The sequence below is a fragment of the Peribacillus sp. YIM B13481 genome (genome assembly GCF_042787985.1).
Classification (GTDB): Bacteria; Bacillota; Bacilli; order Bacillales; family DSM-1321; genus Peribacillus; species Peribacillus simplex_A.
Window position 1 is genome coordinate 4094 of the sequence record NZ_JBHZPE010000031.1, and the last position, 22408, is coordinate 26501.

Annotated in this window: 23 protein-coding genes, 1 riboswitch and 1 other annotated feature; of the genes, 16 read left to right on the plus strand and 7 right to left on the minus strand. The window is 38.9% G+C overall.

All coding sequences use genetic code 11. The features are described 5' to 3' along the window. Positions 1 to 317: 317 nt before the first annotated feature. The 4 genes from ACFX4X_RS16835 (at position 318) to galE (ending at position 5435) form a co-directional block, all read left to right on the plus strand. Positions 318 to 959 (plus strand): NAD(P)-dependent oxidoreductase, encoded by a 642-nt coding sequence (locus ACFX4X_RS16835; protein ID WP_284469501.1) that lies wholly within the window; start codon positions 318 to 320, stop codon positions 957 to 959. Between the two features lie 322 nt (positions 960 to 1281). Beyond that, positions 1282 to 3024, plus strand: a complete 1743-nt coding sequence (locus ACFX4X_RS16840; protein WP_377384867.1) for a phospho-sugar mutase — start codon at positions 1282 to 1284, stop codon at positions 3022 to 3024. Between the two features lie 323 nt (positions 3025 to 3347). Next, complete coding sequence (galU, locus tag ACFX4X_RS16845; protein ID WP_089362753.1) at positions 3348 to 4235, plus strand: UTP--glucose-1-phosphate uridylyltransferase GalU; 888 nt, start codon at positions 3348 to 3350, stop codon at positions 4233 to 4235. A gap of 228 nt (positions 4236 to 4463) precedes the next feature. Next, entirely contained in the window at positions 4464 to 5435 is a 972-nt protein-coding gene (gene galE / locus ACFX4X_RS16850; RefSeq protein WP_377384869.1) for a UDP-glucose 4-epimerase GalE, read from the plus strand. A 241-nt stretch (positions 5436 to 5676) separates the two neighbouring features. Here galE and ACFX4X_RS16855 read toward each other — a convergent pair whose 3' ends face one another. From ACFX4X_RS16855 to ACFX4X_RS16865, 3 genes are all read right to left on the minus strand, one after another. Beyond that, positions 5677 to 6498 carry an ATP-grasp domain-containing protein gene (locus ACFX4X_RS16855; RefSeq protein ID WP_377384871.1) on the minus strand — a complete coding sequence of 274 codons (822 nt, stop codon included), beginning with the start codon at positions 6496 to 6498 and terminating at the stop codon, positions 5677 to 5679. A gap of 68 nt (positions 6499 to 6566) precedes the next feature. After that, positions 6567 to 6818: a binding site (T-box leader), on the minus strand. 305 nt (positions 6819 to 7123) lie between these two features. After that, positions 7124 to 7843, minus strand: a complete 720-nt coding sequence (locus ACFX4X_RS16860) for a pentapeptide repeat-containing protein (protein ID WP_318686743.1) — start codon at positions 7841 to 7843, stop codon at positions 7124 to 7126. Between the two features lie 16 nt (positions 7844 to 7859). Continuing rightward, a complete protein-coding gene (locus ACFX4X_RS16865; RefSeq protein WP_375166274.1) occupies positions 7860 to 8138 on the minus strand; it encodes a PadR family transcriptional regulator in 279 nt (92 codons plus the stop codon). Positions 8139 to 8542: 404 nt separating this feature from the next. Between ACFX4X_RS16865 and ACFX4X_RS16870 the strand changes: the two genes are divergently transcribed. Beyond that, positions 8543 to 9175: a class I SAM-dependent methyltransferase gene (locus tag ACFX4X_RS16870; RefSeq protein WP_377384873.1), complete on the plus strand. Its 633-nt coding sequence runs from the start codon at positions 8543 to 8545 to the stop codon at positions 9173 to 9175. Between the two features lie 134 nt (positions 9176 to 9309). On the opposite strand, the gene ACFX4X_RS16875 is transcribed toward ACFX4X_RS16870, so the two are convergent. After that, complete coding sequence (locus ACFX4X_RS16875) at positions 9310 to 9432, minus strand: hypothetical protein (RefSeq protein ID WP_377384875.1); 123 nt, start codon at positions 9430 to 9432, stop codon at positions 9310 to 9312. A 187-nt stretch (positions 9433 to 9619) separates the two neighbouring features. Between ACFX4X_RS16875 and ACFX4X_RS16880 the strand changes: the two genes are divergently transcribed. The 4 genes from ACFX4X_RS16880 to ACFX4X_RS16895 all read left to right on the plus strand — a co-directional run bounded on the left by ACFX4X_RS16880 (position 9620) and on the right by ACFX4X_RS16895 (position 13080). Then, the gene (locus ACFX4X_RS16880) at positions 9620 to 10312 is read left to right on the plus strand and encodes a class I SAM-dependent methyltransferase (protein WP_377384877.1); all 693 of its coding nucleotides are present in this window, start codon (positions 9620 to 9622) and stop codon (positions 10310 to 10312) included. 261 nt (positions 10313 to 10573) lie between these two features. Beyond that, a complete protein-coding gene (locus ACFX4X_RS16885) occupies positions 10574 to 11278 on the plus strand; it encodes a class I SAM-dependent methyltransferase (protein ID WP_377384879.1) in 705 nt (234 codons plus the stop codon). Positions 11279 to 11703: 425 nt separating this feature from the next. After that, entirely contained in the window at positions 11704 to 12537 is an 834-nt protein-coding gene (locus ACFX4X_RS16890; RefSeq protein WP_284469509.1) for an STAS domain-containing protein, read from the plus strand. 138 nt (positions 12538 to 12675) lie between these two features. Then, a complete protein-coding gene (locus tag ACFX4X_RS16895) occupies positions 12676 to 13080 on the plus strand; it encodes a DUF2283 domain-containing protein (RefSeq protein WP_284469510.1) in 405 nt (134 codons plus the stop codon). Between the two features lie 49 nt (positions 13081 to 13129). Here ACFX4X_RS16895 and ACFX4X_RS16900 read toward each other — a convergent pair whose 3' ends face one another. Continuing rightward, positions 13130 to 13786, minus strand: a complete 657-nt coding sequence (locus tag ACFX4X_RS16900; protein ID WP_125161204.1) for a potassium channel family protein — start codon at positions 13784 to 13786, stop codon at positions 13130 to 13132. A 23-nt stretch (positions 13787 to 13809) separates the two neighbouring features. Next, positions 13810 to 15147, minus strand: coding sequence for a TrkH family potassium uptake protein (locus tag ACFX4X_RS16905; protein WP_377384882.1), 1338 nt, complete (start codon positions 15145 to 15147; stop codon positions 13810 to 13812). Positions 15148 to 15317: 170 nt separating this feature from the next. After that, positions 15318 to 15460: riboswitch (cyclic di-AMP (ydaO/yuaA leader) on the minus strand. A gap of 332 nt (positions 15461 to 15792) precedes the next feature. Between ACFX4X_RS16905 and ACFX4X_RS16910 the strand changes: the two genes are divergently transcribed. Both ACFX4X_RS16910 and ACFX4X_RS16915 read left to right on the plus strand, forming a co-directional pair. Continuing rightward, entirely contained in the window at positions 15793 to 15984 is a 192-nt protein-coding gene (locus tag ACFX4X_RS16910; RefSeq protein WP_061465172.1) for a hypothetical protein, read from the plus strand. Between the two features lie 133 nt (positions 15985 to 16117). Beyond that, positions 16118 to 16702, plus strand: a complete 585-nt coding sequence (locus ACFX4X_RS16915; protein WP_377384884.1) for an MFS transporter — start codon at positions 16118 to 16120, stop codon at positions 16700 to 16702. A 68-nt stretch (positions 16703 to 16770) separates the two neighbouring features. On the opposite strand, the gene ACFX4X_RS16920 is transcribed toward ACFX4X_RS16915, so the two are convergent. Further along, positions 16771 to 17370: a TetR/AcrR family transcriptional regulator gene (locus ACFX4X_RS16920; protein ID WP_377384886.1), complete on the minus strand. Its 600-nt coding sequence runs from the start codon at positions 17368 to 17370 to the stop codon at positions 16771 to 16773. A gap of 117 nt (positions 17371 to 17487) precedes the next feature. Here ACFX4X_RS16920 and ACFX4X_RS16925 point away from each other — a divergent pair, with 117 nt between their 5' ends. From ACFX4X_RS16925 to ACFX4X_RS16945, 5 genes are all read left to right on the plus strand, one after another. Next, positions 17488 to 18213, plus strand: a complete 726-nt coding sequence (locus ACFX4X_RS16925) for an ABC transporter ATP-binding protein (protein WP_377384888.1) — start codon at positions 17488 to 17490, stop codon at positions 18211 to 18213. After that, positions 18210 to 19226: an ABC transporter permease gene (locus ACFX4X_RS16930; protein ID WP_377384890.1), complete on the plus strand. Its 1017-nt coding sequence runs from the start codon at positions 18210 to 18212 to the stop codon at positions 19224 to 19226. The genes ACFX4X_RS16925 and ACFX4X_RS16930 overlap by 4 nt, the downstream gene beginning before the upstream one ends. A gap of 285 nt (positions 19227 to 19511) precedes the next feature. Next, positions 19512 to 20138 (plus strand): VanZ family protein, encoded by a 627-nt coding sequence (locus ACFX4X_RS16935; RefSeq protein WP_377384892.1) that lies wholly within the window; start codon positions 19512 to 19514, stop codon positions 20136 to 20138. A gap of 308 nt (positions 20139 to 20446) precedes the next feature. Then, positions 20447 to 21148, plus strand: coding sequence for a GntR family transcriptional regulator (locus tag ACFX4X_RS16940; protein ID WP_377384894.1), 702 nt, complete (start codon positions 20447 to 20449; stop codon positions 21146 to 21148). A gap of 715 nt (positions 21149 to 21863) precedes the next feature. Beyond that, on the plus strand, positions 21864 to 22394 hold the full coding sequence (locus tag ACFX4X_RS16945; protein ID WP_377384896.1) for a GNAT family N-acetyltransferase: 531 nt from the start codon (positions 21864 to 21866) through the stop codon (positions 22392 to 22394). Positions 22395 to 22408: the final 14 nt, after the last annotated feature.

The following is a 22408-nucleotide window of genomic DNA, read 5'->3' on the forward strand; positions in this document are numbered from 1 at the left end:
CGGAATATATCATCGAAAACCGGAATATATCATCGAAAATTGGAATATATCATCGAAAACCGGAATATATCATCGAAAACCGGAATATATCATCGAAAACTGGAATATATCATCGAAAACCGGAATATATCATCGAAAACCGGAATATATCATCGAAAATCGAAACTTACCAATCGTAATGACTCATAAGACTAAAGGCAGGATAAAATATATTTGACAAATCAGTGACTTGTAACTTATATTATTACATGTAAGTAATTCAGTTACAATTGAGAATTCAATTAAGGGTTCAAAAACGATATAGGAGGAATTTGAAAATGAAAATAGGTATTATTGGTGCGAGCGGAAAAGCTGGAAGTATGATTTTAAAAGAAGCATTGACTAGGGGGCATGAAGTTACGGCTATTGTCAGGGATCAAGCCAAAGTCCAAATTCAAGGAGCATCCGTACAGGAAAAAGACCTATTCGATCTGAAAGCTGAAGATATTAAAGCATTTGATGTGGTAGTGAATGCCTTTGGTGCTGCACCAGGGAAAGAACATCTGCATGTCGATGCAGGAAAAATCTTAATTGATGCCATGAAAGGGGCTCCTCAAACTAAACTGATCGTTGTTGGCGGAGCTGGAAGCCTTTTCGTTGACGAGGCGAAAACGATACGTGTACTGGAAACACCTGAATTCCCGAAAGAATACTTTGCAACAGCATCTAATCAATCCAAGAACCTTGAGGATTTAAATAATGCCACTGGAATCCAATGGACGTTCATCAGTCCTTCAGCCTTCTTTGATCCGCAAGGAAATAGAACAGGTGAGTATAAACTGGGGAAAGACAACCTTCTTGTAAACTCAAAAGGTGAAAGTTATGTAAGCTATGCCGATTTTGCCCTTGCAGTACTTGATGAAATAGAAAACCCGCAACACATCAATCAACGCTTTACGGTTGTTGCCGAAGCTGAATAATTTATTTGTAAGGTGATCCATTATAGTGGACATCAGCTCCTGTCTTAAGGGTAAGGAGGGGCTGATGTCCAAGATTACCGAATCCATCGCCATCCCCTGATTATTGCCTCCATTCAAATTCAATTGATTATCCATCCCTAACAAACCTTTTTATGTTGAAAATATTGACTGATATCCATTTATTGCTGATAATATAGCGAAGAAAGTCCTATGAATGGCTTTTTTTTTATTTCAGTGATAACTGTTAGTATTTAGCAGAACATCTAGATTTCCCAACAGGGAACCAGAAAGAAAGAAAGAAAGAAAGAAGGACAATGTGAAAATGGATTATAAATGTTCTTACCACTCATGGGTGAATTTCGAAGCCCTTGATGAGGAAATGAAGTCATTACTTAACAAGATGCAAGATGATGAAAAAAATATTGAAGATGCGTTTTATAAGAACTTGGAATTTGGCACAGGCGGTATGCGCGGGGAAATTGGGGCAGGTACCAATCGAATGAATCTTTATACAGTCCGCAAAGCAACATTGGGATTAGCCCATTATCTGCAATCGATGGGTGATGAAGCAAAGCGCAGAGGTGTCGCGATTGCCTACGATTCACGTTTTAAATCACCTGAATTTGCCTTGGAAGCAGCCAAGACCTTGGCTACTGAAGGGATCAAGGCTTATCTATTCGATGAGTTAAGACCAACGCCGGAGTTATCCTTTGCCGTTCGAGAACTGAATGCCTATGCTGGGATCGTTATCACTGCAAGTCATAATCCCCCTGAGTATAATGGCTATAAAGTGTACGGACCAGATGGTGCCCAGCTTCCTCCGGCTACTGCTGATAAGGTGATTGAATTCGTGAATGCGATTGAAAATGAACTTGCCATTTCGGTAAAAGATGAAGTGGCATTGAAAGCACAGGGCCTCATTGAGATTGTCGGAGAGGAAATCGATGCCGCTTATAATGAAAAGTTGCTTACTGTGCCCGAAAACAGAAATCTAAGCGAAGAAGTTGATGTGACAGTAGTATTCACACCACTTCATGGCACAGCAAATAAGTCGGTTAGGCGGGCTTTAAAAGATCTGGGATACGATAAGGTACATGTTGTTAAAGAGCAGGAATTGCCTGATCCCAATTTTTCGACAGTCAAATCACCGAACCCTGAAGAACATGCAGCATTTAAAATGGCCATTGAATTAGGAAATGAGGTATCGGCGGACCTGTTGATCGCAACAGATCCGGATGCAGATCGGCTCGGTATCGCCGTTAAAAATAAGAATGGCGAATATGTAGTGCTTACAGGTAACCAAACTGGTGCACTAATATTGGATTATCTTTTAAAAGAAAAGAAATCGAAACGCACTTTACCTCCCAATGGAGTTGTCTTAAAAACGATAGTGACTTCTGAAATAGGCCGCAGGATCGCAAATGAATATGGCTTAGGGACCATTGATGTATTAACGGGTTTTAAATTCATCGCTGAAAAGATCAACGAATATGAGAAAAGCGGTAAGCACACATTCTTATTCGGGTATGAAGAAAGTTATGGCTATCTAATCAAGGATTTTGCCCGTGATAAAGATGCGATCCAAGCTGCCGTTCTTGCGGTGGAAGTGTGTGCCTACTATAAAAAGCAGGGCATGGACCTATATGAAGGTTTGCTAAATATATTTGAAAAGTACGGATATTACCTGGAGGGACTCCAGTCATTGACCTTAAAGGGGATCGAAGGCGCTGGGCAGATTCAAGGGATACTGAATCAATTCCGTGAGGATCCTCCAAAGCAAATAGCCGGAAAAGCTGTAACTGTGCAGGAGGATTATCAAAGCGGCATGAAGCTGACGGTGGGCACCGATAAGGAAGAAGTCATTGATTTACCTAAATCAAATGTAATTAAGTACTTCCTTGAGGATGGCACATGGGTATGCTTACGGCCATCTGGGACAGAACCTAAAATCAAATTCTATTTCGGAATCCAAGGTGAAACGATGGAAGAAGCCGAGCTGAAGTTGAACCTAGTCATGAATGCTTTCATGGAAAAAATTAATGGGATGATCAATAGTACTAAATAAGTCAGTCTTTGGACCTGACAGCCGTATAATCAAGAAAATAAGGCCTTTTCCTGATATTCGTTCGGGAAAGGGCCATGTTTACTTTATCAGACGTTCCGTTCCAAGCTGGAGACGGTGAATAGTGTCAATTAGATGAAATATTTACCCAATAAGTTTTAAATTATGAAGAAATTGGTATATAATAAATAGGATATAAAAAGTATTGAATATACAAACATTTTAACAAAAAACCAGACTATGTTACTATTAATATGGTGATTAAGAAAAAACTGTAAATTATATGGATTTAATTTTTAAAGTTGATATGGAGGAGTAACAAGAGTATGAAAAAAGTAAAAAAGGCTATAATTCCTGCAGCTGGATTGGGAACTAGATTTTTGCCTGCTACGAAGGCAATGCCAAAAGAAATGCTGCCAATAGTGGACAAACCAACTATTCAATATATTATAGAAGAAGCCGTGAAAGCGGGAATCGAAGATATTATCATTGTCACTGGAAAGAATAAACGTGCGATAGAAGATCATTTTGATAATGCATACGAACTAGAGAATAACTTGAGGGAAAAAGGGAAATTCGATTTATTGGAGAAGGTACAGTACCCATCGAATTTAGCTAATATCCACTACATTAGGCAAAAAGAACCGAGAGGCCTTGGACATGCTGTTTGGTGTGCACGTAACTTTATTGGTGATGAGCCATTTGCAGTCCTTTTAGGCGATGACATCGTTCAAAGCGATGTGCCATCATTACGTCAATTAATCAACGAATATGATGCGACAGGTTCGTCCATCATTGGAGTGCAGCCAGTAAATGAGAATGAAACACATAGATACGGCATCATTGACCCGCTTACTCAAGAAGGCAGAAGATACGAAGTGAACCGATTCGTTGAAAAACCAGAACAAGGAACGGCACCATCCAATTTAGCCATCATGGGAAGATACATACTAACACCGGAAATATTTGATTTCTTAGCTAAGCAGGAAACAGGAGCTGGCGGTGAAATCCAGTTAACGGATGCTATCCAAAAACTGAATGAAATCCAAAAAGTCTTCGCTTACGATTTTGAAGGAAAACGTTATGATGTAGGAGTTGTTGATGGCTTTGTGAAAACGACAATTGAATTTGCCCTTCAACGTCCTGATTTAAGAGACGACATTATAAAAGAAATGGAAAATATCCTCAAGATGCATAAAGCAGGAATCAGATAGACCATTTTAAATAGAGAAAACACCTATGTGATACTATCCCCTTTAGGTAGAGAGTGTACTAAGACCAGTAACAATTTTGGATTGTACACGACTGCCTGGAGGGGATTATTATGGCTAAAAGGGCTAAAGTGTGCGATCCAGGGACGCCCAATTCTTAAGACGCGTGAGGTTTGTTGGGAGAACTTATAACGTAAAGAAGTCAGTTTAAAAAGAAAGGGTAAATATTATATGATTTTGGTCGTTGGCGGTGCAGGATATATTGGAAGTCATCTTGTAAAAGAGTTAGTGAATACAGAAGAGGTTGTCATTCTGGATAATCTCTCAACCGGTTTTCCTTCGCTGGTCGATTCGAAGGCCATCTTGGTAGAAGGTAATTTAGGGGACGAAGCGGTCTTGAATGAAATATTCCTTAAATATCCCATTAAAGCTGTAATGCACTTTGCTGCTAATAGCTTGGTTGGTGAGTCTGTCCAAGACCCTTATAAATACTATGATAATAATGTTGGTGCAACTCTTACATTAGTGAATACCATGCTCAAGCATGATGTTAGGAATTTCATTTTTTCATCAACGGCAGCTACTTACGGTATACCAAATGTGGATATAATTGATGAAGATCAGCCAACTGATCCGATTAATCCATATGGCCGCTCGAAATTGATGGTGGAGCAAATCTTAAGCGACTTTGCAAATGCATATGGACTCCACTATGTCGTTTTACGCTACTTTAATGCGGCTGGAGCACATGTGTCGGCAGAAATCGGTGAAAGTCATGATCCGGAAACACATCTGATTCCTATTATTTTACAGCATTTATTAGGTCAACGAGAGAAGATTTCCGTATTTGGTACAGACTATGACACGAAAGATGGCACCTGCATTCGTGATTATATTCATGTAACGGATTTAGCCAAAGCTCATATAATTGCGCTTCAAGCCCTATTGTCCGGGAAGAAGGATACGGCCATCTACAATCTTGGGAATGGAAAAGGATTTTCGGTTAAAGATGTAATCGACACTTGTGAAAAGGTCACAGGGGTGAAGCCGACCATAGAGTATGCAGACCGTCGCCCTGGAGATCCAGCCCGTCTGGTTGCTTCAGCTAATAAGATATATGAAGAACTTGGATGGAAAGCATCAATAGATTTGGAAGAGATTATTGAAAGTGCATGGAAATGGCATAAATCACAGATAGTTTAACAATTAAAAGTCGTTTCAGTCTGTAGACAAACTCGAAGAAAAGCGAGTTTGCCTGCAGTTTTTTTAGTTAAAAAACGTTCCATTTGATCTCGGCCGCCGACTGTATGCCAAGCCTCATCAAAGCACGCGTCTGTGGGATCTCGGCTAGCCAGTTATTCGACCTAACTCAAATTTTATTCGTCCGTTAACGAATTTTTGCGACAATCTGAAACGACTTAATTAGAGGTCTTTCTTTGTTATTCTAAGCTTGAAGAGCTTTCTGTATTGACTTTTTCATCGCTTTTACAAAGTTCTGACGGGTTTCATCAGTTAATTCCAGCAAGGAAAGATAGGGATTTAAATCTTCCAGTTCAACCAATAAAAGTTCACCTTGCTCATTCCGGCATGCATCAACTCGTTGAATCCCCCAATCAAGATTATTCCATTCAATAAATTGCTGAGCAAAGGCTAAATCTTTTTCTGTAGGTGTGTATTCCTTTAATTCCCATCTTTTCTCTTTGTCTGGTGCATAAAGAGCATACTGAAATTCCTTATCGATAAAATAAAATGAAACCTCATACTCAAAGTTGATAAAAGGTTGTACCAATAGGTTCTTTGATTCTGAATCGATTTTATCCCCCAATTCATCTTTCGTGACAAATTCCAAACCGATGGAATCTGCACCATCTTTCGGCTTCACTATGTACAATGCTACATTAGGAAGTTTATTTAAAGAATCAAGGGTATCGATAGTTGGAATGACAGGAAATTGGGCATTCGTCAGTTCAATTAAGTATTCTTTCCCGTTCATATCAGCCTTTCCAATAAATGAATTGTAAGTTTTCAAACCAGTAGCCGCTCTATTGCGGAATGCTTGATACTTATCTTTAAAATTTGCTACTGGACCAGCATTTCGAAATACAATTAGGTCAAAGTCCTTTTCAAATGTTTCAGTGTCTTCAGGGTGACAAATGACCAATTGAAAATCTTCCCTAAGTTCCGAAGTAAGGAACAAATCCTCCTCATAATAATTTCTTCCTTTTGCTTCATAGTATAAATCTGTTACGAATAATAGTGTCTGCATTAGACCTTCACCTGCTTTGCCTTTATTTTCATTGATTTAACAGGATAAAAACAAAAAATCCCGTCTCATTAAGAGACGAGATTCAGAACTCGCGGTACCACTCTTGTTTAATGGAATGCTTAGAAAGCACATTGCTGCCCTTTACAAACATAATTGTATGTTGTCCCTTATAACGGAGGAAACCGGTAAAGCTTACTAAAGGTTCGGCTTTACTTCTCAGAGATGATCTTCGGTTATTATCTGGACACTGGCTTTCAGCAAAGCACCAGCTCTCTTTGGAACAGAAACTATAACGTACTCTTTCTCTTCATGGAATGTTAAATAGATTAATTTGAGTTATTGTATAATAGTCAGAAAATAAAATCAATGGTTTTTACCAGCAAGGAAAACGGTTATTTCTCTTAATATAGGATGATTGTTACTTCCATACTTTAAATTCATGGATTTAAATTGAAAACGTAAAAACCCTGTGCTAAGACGTGTATTGTCTTAGCACAGGGTTCTTTAATCAATCATTCCCCCATGCTCATTCCTTTTAATACGACCGCAGTCAAAAACACGGTCACGCAAATGATTGAGGTGGATACAACAATCGCAATTGGTAAAGTCATTGGAAATCCCTCCTTTAGATGATGGTCACGCTGCTAAGATCAACCTTCGCACCATTTAAAAAGTTGTAAGTAAGTTTATCCATCGAAGCTCCAGTAAAGTCGATTTTCTTTAAATCGGACATCCGGAATTGAACATTGATGAGTGTGGCATCACGAAATGACGCCTTTTTCAATGAAGAACCCTCGAAAATGGTTTGGTTGAATGTTTCCCCATCAAATGTAAGACCAGATAAATTACAGCCTTTAAAATGGGTCTTATTATAAATGCTGTTCTTGAAAGTTACACCTTTTAAATTCGCGCTTTTAAATAAGGTGCTCGTTAAATTGACGTTTTCAAAGATGCATTTATTTAAGTTACTGCTTTTAAAAGTACTGTTCGTCAGGTCGGAATGGCTGAAATCAGAGCGGCTTAAATCGCAGGAATTGAATTTCCCGTCATGCACGGAAACCGAACGAAAGTCGGAATCCAATAAGCGATGTCTGGAATAGTCCATGTTTACCGCTTGCTCAAGCTCACTATAGTGAAGATTGAGTGAGTCCATGAGTTCTGATACTTCTCCAATTGAATCCACAGTCAGCTTATATGCTTCCTGCTCACTAGAGCCATTCTTTTTATGGTCATTGTATTTTTCGAGTAAGTTTTGCAGCAGTTCTTCTTCCAATTCATTTGCTGTTTTTGCATTTTTGTACGGTGCAAAAATGCCATGAACATGTGCCTGCAGTTTTTCAATCACATTTCATCTTCCTTTCTTACAAGAGGCGTTCAAGTATTTGCTTGGCAAGTTCCCAATCATTTTTATTTTGCGTATATGTGTCTTCCCCGATGGGGGTGATTTTGTAATATTTCCTTCTTCCGCCTTGTGAAGCATCTCCCCAATAAGAGATGATGCATCCGTCCTTTTCTAGACGTTTTAAACTGGAATACATGGTCGCTTCCTTTAATTCATATTGCTCATTTGAACTCATATATATCAGTTTGCTGATTTCATAACCGTATTTATCGCCACTTTGCAGGAGTTTTAGAATCATCGTATCTACATGTCCGCGAAGCAGGTCAGAGGATAGCTGTCGTTGAACCAAATCCTCACCTCCTGTGGTATATCTTATAATGTATTACTATGACAGTCAAGGTAATTTATTAAAATGGTTGCAGGTGTAAGGTCTGTGTTTAAAAAGGTATGGCCTTTAGATTTGGAGGGTTGTTCTTTATGGAAAGAAATACAGGGAAACCTAATGTCGGACACGGCAGGAGCAAACTTATGATGATTTAAGGAAGAAAACCAATAGTGGGAACAGTTTTTTAGAGATATGGCATACCTGACCGTTATCGTGGAAGGAAACATCGCATTCTGAATGAACTTTACATATCCGCTTGGAAGGGATTTCATATGCTTTATAGAAGAAGTATGTAAGAGGCCGGGGAGGTATGGATGTTGAATAATTGGTGGAATAAAGTAATTTATAAGGTTTGGTCTCCAATATATGACAAAACCTTCAGTGCCCTCTTTTTAAAAGCCAGGAAAAGTATATTTGAAGAGATATCATTTCATGACAATGCAAAGGTTCTGTTTGTGGGCGTAGGAACGGGTGCCGATTTAGAGTTGATCAAGCACCTTGACCTTGAGATAACGGCGATAGACCTTTCGGCTGATATGCTAAAAAAGGCGATGGTTAAAAATGGGGATAGATCGATCACTTTCCTGGAGATGGATGCACAGCATATGGAATTCGATAATGAATCGTTTGACTATATAGTTGGAAGTTTGGTCCTTTCCGTCGTACCTGATGCAAATGAATGTCTTCAGGAAATGATCAGGGTTTTAAAAGGCGAGGGTAAAATAATCATATTCGATAAGTTTATCTCTAAAGATGAACGGCTTTCATTACCCAAAAAGCTTCTGAGACCCATCATTAGATTTTTAGGTACAGATATTGGCTTGAGGTTTGAAGACTTGTTCAGTAGACATGAAAAAAATATGAAAATGGAAGAAGATCGATCGATCATGCTAAATGGAATGTATAGAAAGATAATTATCAGTAAACGGATAGAACGAGTAAAGACCTAAAAGGTGTGAAAATCATTCTGAAAAATGGAAGGGCTCAACGAAGTTTATTTTCTTCATCATGGTTTATAACCTTATATTTTTATAATGTTAATGAACTTACAGTACTCATATAGATTTGGTAATCTGAATGATTATTAATCATCGTTCATATACTCATCAATCATACCTTTTGTTTGTTTTGCCTTAGGTTGGCTTATTTTAAATAGATGTATAGAACGGAAAATTCCAATTAAGTCTTCCTTGGTTTTTCTAATCATCGTTATTACATCCTTTATGAGTATGCAAATGATTGGCCATGATTATATCTTTTCAATGCTTACTGCCATCAGTATTATTTTTAACCCTATTATTATTTTCTTGGAGATACGGAAGCTCTGTTATAGAGAGGTAGTTGTGGATTCTCTTAATCGGGTGGGATATTTTTTTCATCTAAGGGGGATTTATTTGTTTGTCAGTCTTGCCATTTTGATTGTTATAGTTATGGCTGCCAAAGTGATGGTAAAGAACAATAATATTGAGGAAGCTGGTGGAGGCATGTTTCAGAAGTGGATTGGGAGTCAATTGAAAAATCCGAAAGGACCTCTCTCCAAATGGGTGGGCAGGTATATGGAGAGAGGGAACCATACTATAAATGATTGGACAATTGGCTTATTGAATAGTAATGGAAACGAAAAAATTCTGGAAGTCGGAATGGGAAATGGCTCCACATTAACTAGATTGGCTCAAGTGAATATTCTTGGCAGAAATTATGGTGTCGATATTTCCAAAAAGATGGTCAAAGAAGCAATGAGGAGGAATAGGAAGTATCTGTACGATGGGGTGGTGGATATACAGGTAGCCAATATTGAAAGCTTACCTTTTAGAAATGACTTTTTTGATAAAGTATTCACCGTCCATACCATTTATTTTTGGGATGATATTGATCAAGGCATATGTGAAGCATACCGAGTGTTAAAACCGCATGGAATGTTATTTTTATCAATTATGGATAAAACTAATATGGAAATGATGGAGCAAACGAAGGACTTTAAACTGTATTCAATCCAGGAGATAGAAAGTAGCTTGGTACAATGCGGATTCAAGGACATCAGGATACATAATAGAGATGAGTTTTATTGTTTGGTAGCTAAAAAATAGGAACCTGTCCGTAATGTTGATAATGGGTTGTTTCTATCAAGGAGCGTAAGTATGGGAGCACCGTTGTCTATCATTTCTCGCCTTTCTAATGGATATTGAGCTGATCAACGGTTATTAAGTAATGTTGTATTATCAATCAGAAGGCAGTTTGAGTGCGACTTTGTTAGCTTTACGTCATATGTAACGATGCAGCTGTTACATGGCCGCCGGGCGAAATCGGTATAATTAAATTGTGGGATATAATGGGAAGAGGTGATGGTTTTGTCGGAGACGATTACAACCTATGAAGATCTATTGAACATGCTTGATTCGTTATTGCGTGAGCCAACTGCATTCTGGAATGGTTTTTATGAAGACCGGGAAAAGGGGGTTCCCTTTTTCGGAAATCTCCCTGATGAGAATTTGGTTCAATACTTTGATAGTGAGCTGCTTGGGTCTGGAAAGGTTCTTGAGCTTGGGTGCGGTCCTGGAAGAAATGCTATTTACCTAGCTCAAAAGGGCTGTTCTGTTGATGCGGTTGATCTTTCAAAGGAAGCCCTGGAATGGGGAAAAGAACGAGCGGCAGAAAAGAAAGTCCAAGTGAACTTCATTCAAAGGAATATATTTGAATTGGAAATTGAGGAAGGGCAATATGACTTCGTATATGATTCAGGTTGTTTTCATCATATCGCACCACATCGAAGGATCAATTATTTGGAGATGGTGAAAAAGGCGTTAAGGCCTAAGGGATTGTATTCGATTACTTGTTTTGTAGAAGGCGGCATATTAGGTGGTGCCGACATCTCGGATTGGGAGGTATATAGGCAAAGAAGTCTTAAAGGCGGATTAGGTTTTACTGAAGAAAAACTTAGAATGATTTTCAAGGAATTTGAAGTGGTGGAAATACGTAAAATGAGGAAAAAGGAAGAATCTGATGAAACCTTTGGGGTGCAAGGTTTATGGACGGCTTTATTTATGAAAAAGTAATGATCATTAGATGGGCGAAATGGTGATCGGATGGTTTAAAGGTTATGGATAGTGCGGCTCAATGCCACTAAACGGAGGAACTGGGAGCAGGTCCTTTTTTCACGTGAAAAGAAAATGGTTTGGATGAAGGTTAAATTGTTAACAAAAAATAAAAATGGCAAACTATAACAATAAAATGACCAGAATAATAGATGGATGTTTTTAAGAATCCTTTTTTAAAAAATCGGCAGTTGTATGGTTTCAAAAATAGCTGGGAAGGTAAATGGAAAGAGGGGACCATTGGGGGGATCTTCGATGCTTCCTTTGTTGATTGAATCGTTAACTTTCAATACCCTTACAATGCTGATTTCAGTCTTCCAGTAGCGATGATTTATCGATTGCTGAGACCAATTGGGATGATAAAAAAATAAATAGGTGGGGAATTTATGCACAGAAATAAAGAACTATATTCATTTTTATTAGGTGTTGCAGCACAATTGACTGAGGATTGGTACGCAACATTGAATAAAAATGATAAGGCGGGGGTTTATAGCTCACCTGATCCCGAAGTAATTAAAAAGCTTAAGCAACAAAATAATGAATTCCATTTACGTTTCTTTCAGGTCTTTGATACAGAGGAAAGGGAATACTTTGAGCATCTTGGTGAGTGGATTGAAGATATCGGTCAGGATGAGCAGCATTTAAACACACCCATCTATTTTATATTGAGGGAGTTCTTTCGAACGCAAGAGCAATACTTGGGTTATATTGATCAATTCGTGGCATTGCATGGAGATCAACATACACAGGAGGAAATAAACTCCTGGTACCGGATAGTGGTCAAGGTGCTCAGTGAAGTGATGGAGCGGTTTACGGAAGCGAATCATAGATATGCCAATAAAATTATGAAAGCCCAGCAGGCAACGATCGATGAATTGAGCTCGCCTATCATTTCCCTTAAAGATAACACGGCGTTGCTTCCCCTGATCGGTGATATTGACACGGCGAGAGGCATGTCCTTGCTTGAAAACACATTACAAAAATGCGCTGAAAAAAATGTCACCAGGCTTTTCATTGACCTATCGGGAGTCCATGCAATAGATAGTGTATCCGCCCACCAACTGTCACAATTGATTGAATCCTTAACTTTGATCGGAATCCGGACAACCCTTTCAGGACTTCGGCCGGAAATAGCCAAGACTGCTGTTAAGCTTCAACTGCCTTTTGATAAAGTGATGATAAAATCCACTCTTGCCCAAGCCATCAATACCATTAAATAATACATACGTATTCATGGCAGGGGAATGTTCGTTTTAGTGAAAAAAGTATAAAATCCATTCAAGAAGACCGCCATAAAGCGGCCTTCTTGAATGGGTAAACATAAAAATGAAACCGCTACAGAAAAGGGAGGTGGAACTATGGAAAGGCATATGACATTTGATGATGATGCGGGTATGGGCTATATCTATTTAGCCGAACCATTGAAGCACACCATTACAAAAACGGACGAGCTCCCGCTTAACGAGGATATCATTCTGGATTTCGGCAAAGGCATTCCAATCATAGGAATTGAATTGGAAGGTAAAACAGCCTTGAAAATTAAAGGTCTGGCTGATGAGATGCCTACATTCACAATAGGAATTACAGCTGATGGTGAAAGCTATTATTCCTTAAGATTGAATGATGTACTTGTAAAACGGTCAGTTACTCATCCTGATGCCAAGAAAATAGTGTTTCTCTTTTCAGATCCTGACTGCAGGGAATTTATAGGAATCGATATATATGACACGAAGTCCTATGATGAATCATTCTTAATCGGCTGATTTTAGTTCATCTTCATACAGCCAGAACCGGAAACGAGAAGGGGATCCATTATTCAATATTTGCAAAGACGGCTAGATCTTCTTTATTGCCAACTACTAAAAGCATATCTTTTTCATGGATATCCTGATCGGGTGATGGTGCTATGATAATTTCCCCATTACTCACGATGGCAATGACGCTGATATTATATTTTGCGCGTAAATCCAGCTCCCTGAGGCTTTTTCCCTTCATGCTCATGGGGACTATGATTTCCTCGATATTGTATTCTTTAGAGAGTTCAATATAGTTCAGCATGTTAGGGGACAGAAGCTGGTTCGCGACCCGTTCCCCCATATCCCTCTCAGGATAGATGACCCAGTCGGCACCAACTTTTTTGAGCACCTGACCGTGATTTTTATTAAGGGCCTTGGCAATCACCTTTTTGACCCCAAGCTCTTTTAAAAGCAAGGTAGTTAAAATGCTTGATTGCATATCAATTCCGATGGCTACGATGACACAATCGAAGTTGCGGATTCCAATGGATTTCAATGTCTCTTCTTCAGTCGTATCCGCAATGACTGCATGGGTAACGCTCAGTTCCGCATTCTCGACTCTTTCCCCGCTGATATCAATACCCAATACCTCTTGGCCAGCCGAATATAATCTATGGGCCACACTGGTTCCGAATCTGCCTAAACCAATCACGGCATATTGTCTTTTTCCCATCTTTTACACTCCTTCATTTATGTTTAACCAATCATGATTTTCCCTTTTGGACGTCGGAACGGATCTGGTTTGCGCCTCATAGCGATGGCAAAGGCCAAAGTCAAAGGACCCACACGGCCTGCAAACATTGTGAAAATGATGAGCATCCGGCCAACCGGTGATAATTCGGGGGTCAAACCCATTGAAAGTCCCACGGTGGCAAATGCTGAAGTGGCTTCAAATAAAATCATCAAGAAGTCACTTCCGCTTTCAGTGATGGTCAGCAGAATGGAGATGATTGAAACCATGAATACGCCAATGAATGTAACGGATAATGCTTTAAAGATCGTTTCACTCACAATGCGGTGCCGGAATAATACCACATCACCCTTTCCTTTAATCTGTGACCAGACCGTTCCGATAAGCGTCGCAAATGTGGTTGTTTTAATCCCGCCGCCAGTCGATCCGGGTGAAGCCCCAACGAACATCAAGAAAATGATGAGCAGTATTGTGGGTTGAGTCAAATCAGGGATATTCAGCGTATTGGAGCCGGCCGTCCTTGGTGAAACCGATTGAAATAGAGACGATAACGTTTTACCCATGAAAGATAAAGGCTGCAATGTCTTGGCATTACCGAACTCGAATAAAAAGATTAAAATTGCGCCGGCGATTGTAAGTGTCAGGCTAGTCATCAGAACAACCTTCGTATGTAAAGATAAACGATGGGTATCACGATATTCGTATAGTTCATTCATCACGATAAAACCTATTCCGCCAAACGTGATCAGGAAGGCGACCGTAAGGGTTACGAATGGATCCGATACATAAGGGGTCAAACTCTTGAATTCTCCCATTAAATCAAAACCGGCATTATTGAAATTCGATATGGAATGAAAAACCCCGTAATAGATCGCTTTGCCGATTGGCATGTCAAAAGAAAAGCGAATCGATAAGATAAGGGCACCCAAGCCTTCAATGATGGCCGTGAAAATTAAAAGCCGTTTTACTAACTTGACTATACCTGCCATGGAAAGATTATTTAAGGACTCCTGCAAGAGTAACCTGCCTTTTAAAGAAATCCTTTTGCCTAAAAGGAAAAAGAAAAACGTCGCAAATGACATGAATCCTAAGCCGCCTATCTGAATCAGTGTTAAGATGACCAATTCACCAAAAGTGGTGAAGGTCGTTCCCGTATCCACTACGACTAGTCCTGTTACACATGTAGCGGAGGTTGAGGTGAATAAAGCATCCAGAAAAGCAAGGCCGTTCCCATTTTCAGTGGAAATCGGCAGGGTCAGCAAATAGGCCCCAATAAGTATCAGGGTGGCAAAGCCGAGTACAAGGATTTTTGGCGGATCCAATAAATTTTTTGCTTTTATCAATTGATCATCCCTACCTAAAAATGACATGTGTAAAACTGTATGAATATCTTAACCATCAATCCTTTTATCAAATCCTTTTTTAGCATAATAAAAAGACCTGCGTAATCATCGAACAGCTATTTTGTCACAAAAAGCGTGCAAAAAAAAGCTCCCGAAATAGGCGGTCTTATGACCTCCTTCGCTTTAGCCGACGAAGTTAGCTGGCGGGTAGGATGGCGAAAGAGCTGATCTCATCCCTTCTGCATGGCAGAATTAACCCCAAATGATTGGGTCCTCCGTACTCAATTCCTTTGAGTTTTGGCCGAAATGTATTAAATTGATAAACGTATTCTACTCCCAACATTTAGCAGTTGTAAACCCCTAAATTGTAAAAAAATATTTCTTTAATAAAACTGAAAATTTACGTTTTATTTACATTGATAAAACGTATTGACAAATATTAGTTAGCACATTATGATAGGTTCGATTAATCCGATTATGATAACAGTTTCGGTGTACTTGATTCAACACTTTCTAGCTGAACAGGTCATTGCCAATCAATGTTATTAATATATATAAATTATTTTTCTTTTGAAAAGCATAAAGAAAAAGTCATTGCATTCGTATTTAAAGGTTTCAGACATTTTATAAAAAAGGCGGGCAATTATGGAGAAGACGTTCAATAGATATGTTATTAACGCTACAGGCAAGGGTGGCCAGACATATTTAACACAATGCCAGGATAAAGATGCACTAAGGAAATGGATAGCCGATCATGAGGACCAAATCATAATGAATGAGTTAAGGATAACGGATAAGAAAAAGAATCCGTTTTTAAAATTGTTTTCCCTAAAGTAAATCAACTGAATCCAAACATTCATTTAACGGTATTCAATTATGTCATTCCTGTGTCTTATTCGGGAACGCTGAGCGAAAAATTCCTATCTTGTTTTGCTTTCAAACTCATTTAATTTTGAATGAGTTTTTTGTTTTGAAAATTATGCTTATTTATTTCTTATTCAGCTGCATGGTGGTGATGGAAACGGCCATCGATTCCCAAGAAGCAGCGTTTGCCAAGGCCATACTCCTTTTGTCGGACAGCGATTACGGATTCCTTGTAAGCATCGCCGGAGCAGGTATCATTGCGGGTGCTATAGTCAATGCCGTATTCATCAGTAAAGTGATTGGTCTTGGATCTTTGTTTGTCTCGATAGGTTATATGGCCTATGCCTTTTCGAATTCCTTTTCAATGGCCGCCATCGGTTTTTTCATCATTGCCCTCTCATTGGCGTTTGCCAACACAGGCTTTCAAACCTTTTATCAAAATAATATTCCCGTGGAAATCATGGGCAGGGTCGGAAGTGTTTTTGGCTTGTTAGAAGCTTTATTGATCATCATCACTACCGCAATTGTTGGTGTTTCAGTTCATTTCATTTCGATTCGGTTCGTGGTGATTTCAGGTTCAATGATCATGTTTGCTATATCCATTTTATTGTCCATGCTTAGTATGAAGGCCTCGAAGAGCAGGTATTATCAGGTTGGAAGGGGAGAGGTCAAAGCGGGGGAAAAGATGTAAGTTTAAAGGGGGATTATCCCATTTTATTATCCTAAAGGCATGTAAATGGAACATGCCTTTATAAAAATTCATTGAATGAATGTCCGTAATTGGCTGATGAAGTTCAGGATTTGAAAATGAATTTTCGCCATTTCTTCCGCCGTTTGCTCTTCGCAATTCTCCAGCCACTCCTGTATAACGCCTAAAATCGCAGATGTCATGAAGGCGTGCATATACATGCGGAATGCTTCATCTTTAGCTGCTGGATGCTGGCTGATCAAACGCTCCAATAGTACTTCACCGAACACAAGCTTTATTTTTTTTGCAAAAGAAGGATCTCCCTTATCTCCAAGAATGGCCCTTAATGCGTGCGCATGTTCACTGATGAATTGAAAAATTGCTACGAAAGGCGGGTAAAGTTGTTGTTGATGGAGGGCCAAAAAAGCCTCTTTCGGCAAAATGGCAGTAATTCGAGTTTGAAGTTCATTTAACAATTCCTGCTGTAAGTGATCCATCAATTCATATTTATCTGTGTAATGCAAATAGAATGTGCCCCGATTAATGTTGGCGCGCTCTGCAATTTTCTTCACTGAGACATGTGGGAACCCCTCTGTTTCAACGAGTGCAATAAAATGATGTTGTATCTGCTTTTTCTTCTTCTGTACCATATCCTCATGAAATTCCGCCATTGAATGTCTCCTCACTAAACATTTTTCGAAATGTGTTGATTGTATTAGACTAAAAGCTACCTTAGAATGATGATACACTCAACACCGTGTTAATTAAAGAGGGAGGATGTGTGTACAATGAAAAATGCGATTTCTATTGAAGGAATTGCTAAGGGTTTTCATCATAAAAAGGTCATTCAGCCATTGAACCTGAATATTGAAAAAAGTGGAATTTTTGGCTTGTTAGGTCCATCCGGATGCGGAAAGACGACCTTGATTAAAATGATTGTCGGATTGATTAAGCCCGATGCTGGTAAAGTCACGGTTCTGGATCATGAAGTGCCAAATGAAGCACTGTTAATGGATGTCGGCTATATGGCACAATCCGATGCTTTATATACAGATCTGACGGGGGCTGAAAACCTCGAGTTTTTTGCGAAGCTATACCGTTTTTCGAAAAAGGAACGAAGGGAACGGATTCAATATGCAGCTGAAATCGTACAGTTGACGAGTGACTTGAACGTTCGGGTTGCGTATTATTCCGGGGGGATGAAACGCCGTCTGTCACTGGCGGTTGCACTCATCCAAAATCCGGAGATTCTCATTTTGGATGAACCGACAGTGGGAATGGACCCTTTGCTGAAACGATCCATTTGGCGAGAACTTGAGCGTTTAAGAAATGAAGATCATAAGACGATCATCATCACGACGCATGTGATGGATGAGGCGGAACGATGCGATAAACTGGCGATGCTGCGTGAGGGTGAAATCATCGCATCAGGAACCCCGGCGGCTTTAAAAACACAATATGCAGCGGAAACGCTTGATGATGTTTTTTTAAGGATTGGAGGTGGCCTAAAATGAGAATTGCCTCTCTTGTTACGCGGATTACACAGCAGATGCGCCGGGATCGAAGGACGCTCGCTTTATTTTTCTTCGCTCCATTGCTCATTTTAACGCTCATGTATTTTATTTTCGATACAGAAGCGAGTGATTTGAAAATCGTTGTTACAGGCAGTAATGGAGCTATAGTTAAAGCATTGAAACAAGCGGATTTTCAAGTAACGGCTGCTGAGGAATTTTCACAGGGGAAAATGATTGAAAATGATACAGATGGCTGGCTGCAGGTTGAAAATGGCAAGATAAAACTGACACTATTGAACGACGAACCGAACCGTGCAAAGGCCGTTCAAATGCAAATGATGCAAGGGCTGCAAGGGAATGGAAAAAATACACCCTCAATTGAGAAGCAATATGTATACGGGGATGCCAAAACAAAGGGTTTTGATACGTTCAGTCCAATGCTCGTCAGCTTTTTCGTGTTCTTCTTTGTATTTTTAATAGCAGGGATTGCACTTTTGAAGGAGCGAACAAGTGGTACGTTGGAACGGTTGCTTGCTACACCGATTAAACGATACGAAATCGTAGCGGGGTATGTAATCGGATATGGCATATTTGCGCTTGTTCAAACCTTAATTGTCGTACTATATGCTGTAAATGTGTTGGATATCGTCCTTGTTGGCTCCATTTGGCTCGTTTTATTAACGAATATACTCGTCGCGCTTGTTGCATTATCGCTTGGTACATTACTATCGAGTTTCGCAACATCTGAATTCCAAATGGTACAATTCATTCCGTTGGTCATCGTGCCGCAAGTCTTCTTCACAGGGATTTTCCCATTGGATGGCATGGCAGACTGGCTGCAAAAAATCGGCAAGGTCATGCCGCTCTATTACGCATCGGATGCCATGAACGGGATTATGTACAAAGGTTTCACTTTCAATGAGGTTTTAATGGATTTACTCATACTCCTGGCATTTTCCGTCGTTTTTATAACCATCAATATTATAAGTTTAAAAAAATACCGTGCACTATAAAATGAACATCAATAAACAAAAAAGCCGGATTCCTGGAAAGTGAGGAACCGGCTTTTTTTGTTCTGCCGGATGAAGGTCGAATTATCAAACACAACGGACGAATTATCCGGATGAAGGACGAATTATCCTTCGTTTCGGTTGATTTATTCGAAAGAACTTCCCCTTGACGAACATACCGGCAGTTTTCAAAATGACAGGTGTATGTAGTTTGTTGACGGCCTGTTAAAGATGTCCTAGGATATAATGATATGCATTGATTTGGAGAGAAATAGAAGGGGGAGTTACATGTCTCGAAAATCCGCCATGCTTTCCCTTTTGCTGTCGCAAGCCCTATTTTTGTGCGGTTTACCTCTTTTCCTTCAGCTTCTATTATATTTGAATCCTTTGGTGATCATGGTTGTTTGGTTTTGTATACTTCTTATCGTTTCGTTTGCGGTTCTTTATTTTCGAGGTGAAACGGTGATGATTCCGCGCCTTTTGTGGCAGGCAGCCTTGATTTGCTACAGTTTATCATTACTGGTGTTGCTGTTCTTTCGACCAGAAGGGCAGGTATATTCGTATAATTTGATTCCTTTTTCTACGATACTTTCTTATTTATCGAACGAAATGAACGGGCTTGTGTCATTTTATAACCTTAGCGCCAATGTGGGTCTGTTCATTCCATTCGGGCTGTATTTGTTGTCCAGGGATGGGAAAGAGCCATCTGCTTTAAGGAAATTTCTTTATCCATTCATAACGATCTCAGGTATTGAAATCTGTCAGCTCGTTTTTCGGCGCGGAAGTTTGGATATCGATGACCTGATACTGAATATGATGGGTGTTTATCTGGGGTACGTACTGTATCCTTTGTTCACGAGTGTGGTAGTGTTCCGTTCTGGAAAAAGTAAAAGGGTGCAGAGGCATTACAAATAAGTAAATCTCACTTCAAGGGTAAAATGCTGAACAAATTAACTTGGGGCCTGAAAGGGAATGCGGTTCCTCGCCAAGATTATAAATAACTATGATACTCAATAGATTTGGAGACATCCTATCGTTAAACGATTTGATGTCTCTTTTTTTGGTTTGAAATAAGGAACGGCTTAAGGATTGAACATGCCTGTTCCAAAAGAAACTGAGGTTTCTTTACAATCGTTATAAAATAAACTATTGTAAAGAAAACCTAACATTTAGTCTAATTTATTGTTCGAAATCATTATGTATAGAGGAAGGTATAGGGAAATATGGGTGTAAAGTATAGAATGGTCGTAGAACAAATGGAGAAAGAAATATTAGAAGGAACATGTACATTAAATACTAAGTTACCTACTGAAGAAGAGTTGATGAAGAAGTTCGATGTCAGCAGGAATACCATAAGAAAAGCAATCAATATATTGGCTGAACAGGGTTATATTTATCAAGTTCAAGGAAGCGGCATATTCCTAAGGGAATTTTCCCGACCTGGCTGTATTTCGATGAAGAATATGAATGGCTTAACGAAACAGTTTGAAAAGGATGAAATGACAAGTGAAGTGTTGAAGTTAGATTTAATAGAAGCTGATGAAAAATTGGCCGAAAAAATGAAATGTAATCTGAAAACCAAAATCTATAACCTCAAACGGGTTAGATGCTTAAATGGTGTACCCATTGTAATAGAAGAGTCCTTTTTCAATAAAGACATCATCCCCATCATAAATAAAGAAATCGCAAATGGTTCCATTTATGAATATATAGTCGAGGATTTGAAGTTAAATATTGGTTTTGCAGATAAAATCATTTCGTGTGAGAAACTAAATGATGATGATGCAAAGCTTTTGGACTTGCAACCAGGAGATCCGACTTTAGTTGTTGAAAATACGGTATTTTTAAAAGCAGGAGTCGTTTTTGATTTTTCGATTGAGAAATATAATTATACTTCCGCAAAACTATTAACATTGACGAATTAAAATGCTTTGAAAAAAGAGCGACTGCATTTAATTAGCAATCGCTCTTATTATTTATTTTACCTGGTGAAAGTATTTTTCAGCAGTATAAATGGCCAACTCCATGTTCACTCAGGTAGTCAATTTCTTGAACTTCTTTTATTTCACCTAAACTAAAAACATGAAGACCGCCCCCTATTTTTTCACCGTCGTCATCGAGTAATTCATATATCCTTGCCCCATTCGTTTGATATTATTTTTAAGTGGTCGCTGTCATTCGCATCCATTACTACGGACGAAACGTTAACCATATTTGAGATTGGTCGTTCACTAAGTATGAAAGGTTGCCCTTATGATAACGCTGTTGCGGAAGCGACATTTAAAATCATTAAGAGGGTCATGGAACGATGGTGGCGGGTATCATTCAACTTGGTGATATTTACAAAATTCCGGGTATTCCTCTTTTTATCATCAGAGAAACTGCTATTCTTATCTGTCTCTCTTCCATTTAATTTTTTTATCCGCAAAGAATTCTTGTAAAAGTTCTGCAAACTTGATATTGTGAAAGTGCCATTTATATCCAATTTGGTAAAAAAACTAGGGTAAGAGGGCAATGAATTATGAAGGTAGCCCCCTATTTTGGTGACACTTTTCGCAGATAAAGTAAAAATTAAGAACCTGCAAATTGAAATATTTATCTAGTGCTTTGTCATATATGAATTCATAGGAGGAATATTAAATGTTTCCTAATTTAGAAACAGACAGACTCATTTTGAGAGAAATAACTCATGAGGATGCAGATGCCATTTTTTCTTGTTTTTCTAACGCTAACCTCATACGTTTTTATGGTCAAGACAAATTAGAGAGCGTCGAACAAGCTAGCGGATTTGTAGATTTTTTTTCTAAAAGTTTAAAGGAAAAAAGAGGAATAAGGTGGGGGATCGAAAGAAAAGGAGAAAAAGGGTTAATAGGAACAATTGGATTTAATGCTTGGTCTCCTAAACATAAACGGGCGGAAATAGGTTACGAAATTCATCCTGACCATTGGAAAAAGGGATATATGACTGAAGCAGTCTCGAAAATTCTTTTATACGGCTCGGAAACTCTAGGATTAACGAGAATTGGTGCTGTAGTTTTTATTGAAAATGTACCGTCAAACAATTTACTTAAGAAAATGGGATTTCAACAAGAAGGAGTCCTAAAAAACTATATGTATCAAAATGGTGAAGTATATGATACAAATGTTTATTCTTTTCTTCCTAAAAAATAATGTATGTAAGAAAG

Excerpts from the sequence above, each read along its gene's own strand:
- galU (WP_089362753.1), top strand. The coding sequence starts at position 3,348 with ATGAAAAAAGTAAAAAAGGCTATAATTCCTGCAGCTGGATTGGGAACT.
- ACFX4X_RS16935 (WP_377384892.1), top strand. The coding sequence starts at position 19,512 with ATGTCTCGAAAATCCGCCATGCTTTCCCTTTTGCTGTCGCAAGCCCTA.
- ACFX4X_RS16865 (WP_375166274.1), bottom strand. The coding sequence starts at position 8,138 with ATGATTCTAAAACTCCTGCAAAGTGGCGATAAATACGGTTATGAAATC.
- ACFX4X_RS16900 (WP_125161204.1), bottom strand. The coding sequence starts at position 13,786 with ATGGGAAAAAGACAATATGCCGTGATTGGTTTAGGCAGATTCGGAACC.
- ACFX4X_RS16920 (WP_377384886.1), bottom strand. The coding sequence starts at position 17,370 with ATGGCGGAATTTCATGAGGATATGGTACAGAAGAAGAAAAAGCAGATA.
- ACFX4X_RS16875 (WP_377384875.1), bottom strand. The coding sequence starts at position 9,432 with ATGATTAGAAAAACCAAGGAAGACTTAATTGGAATTTTCCGTTCTATA.
- ACFX4X_RS16940 (WP_377384894.1), top strand. The coding sequence starts at position 20,447 with ATGGGTGTAAAGTATAGAATGGTCGTAGAACAAATGGAGAAAGAAATA.
- ACFX4X_RS16855 (WP_377384871.1), bottom strand. The coding sequence starts at position 6,498 with ATGCAGACACTATTATTCGTAACAGATTTATACTATGAAGCAAAAGGA.
- ACFX4X_RS16925 (WP_377384888.1), top strand. The coding sequence starts at position 17,488 with ATGAAAAATGCGATTTCTATTGAAGGAATTGCTAAGGGTTTTCATCAT.
- ACFX4X_RS16840 (WP_377384867.1), top strand. The coding sequence starts at position 1,282 with ATGGATTATAAATGTTCTTACCACTCATGGGTGAATTTCGAAGCCCTT.
- ACFX4X_RS16890 (WP_284469509.1), top strand. The coding sequence starts at position 11,704 with ATGCACAGAAATAAAGAACTATATTCATTTTTATTAGGTGTTGCAGCA.
- ACFX4X_RS16895 (WP_284469510.1), top strand. The coding sequence starts at position 12,676 with ATGGAAAGGCATATGACATTTGATGATGATGCGGGTATGGGCTATATC.
- ACFX4X_RS16930 (WP_377384890.1), top strand. The coding sequence starts at position 18,210 with ATGAGAATTGCCTCTCTTGTTACGCGGATTACACAGCAGATGCGCCGG.
- ACFX4X_RS16835 (WP_284469501.1), top strand. The coding sequence starts at position 318 with ATGAAAATAGGTATTATTGGTGCGAGCGGAAAAGCTGGAAGTATGATT.
- ACFX4X_RS16945 (WP_377384896.1), top strand. The coding sequence starts at position 21,864 with ATGTTTCCTAATTTAGAAACAGACAGACTCATTTTGAGAGAAATAACT.
- ACFX4X_RS16910 (WP_061465172.1), top strand. The coding sequence starts at position 15,793 with ATGGAGAAGACGTTCAATAGATATGTTATTAACGCTACAGGCAAGGGT.
- galE (WP_377384869.1), top strand. The coding sequence starts at position 4,464 with ATGATTTTGGTCGTTGGCGGTGCAGGATATATTGGAAGTCATCTTGTA.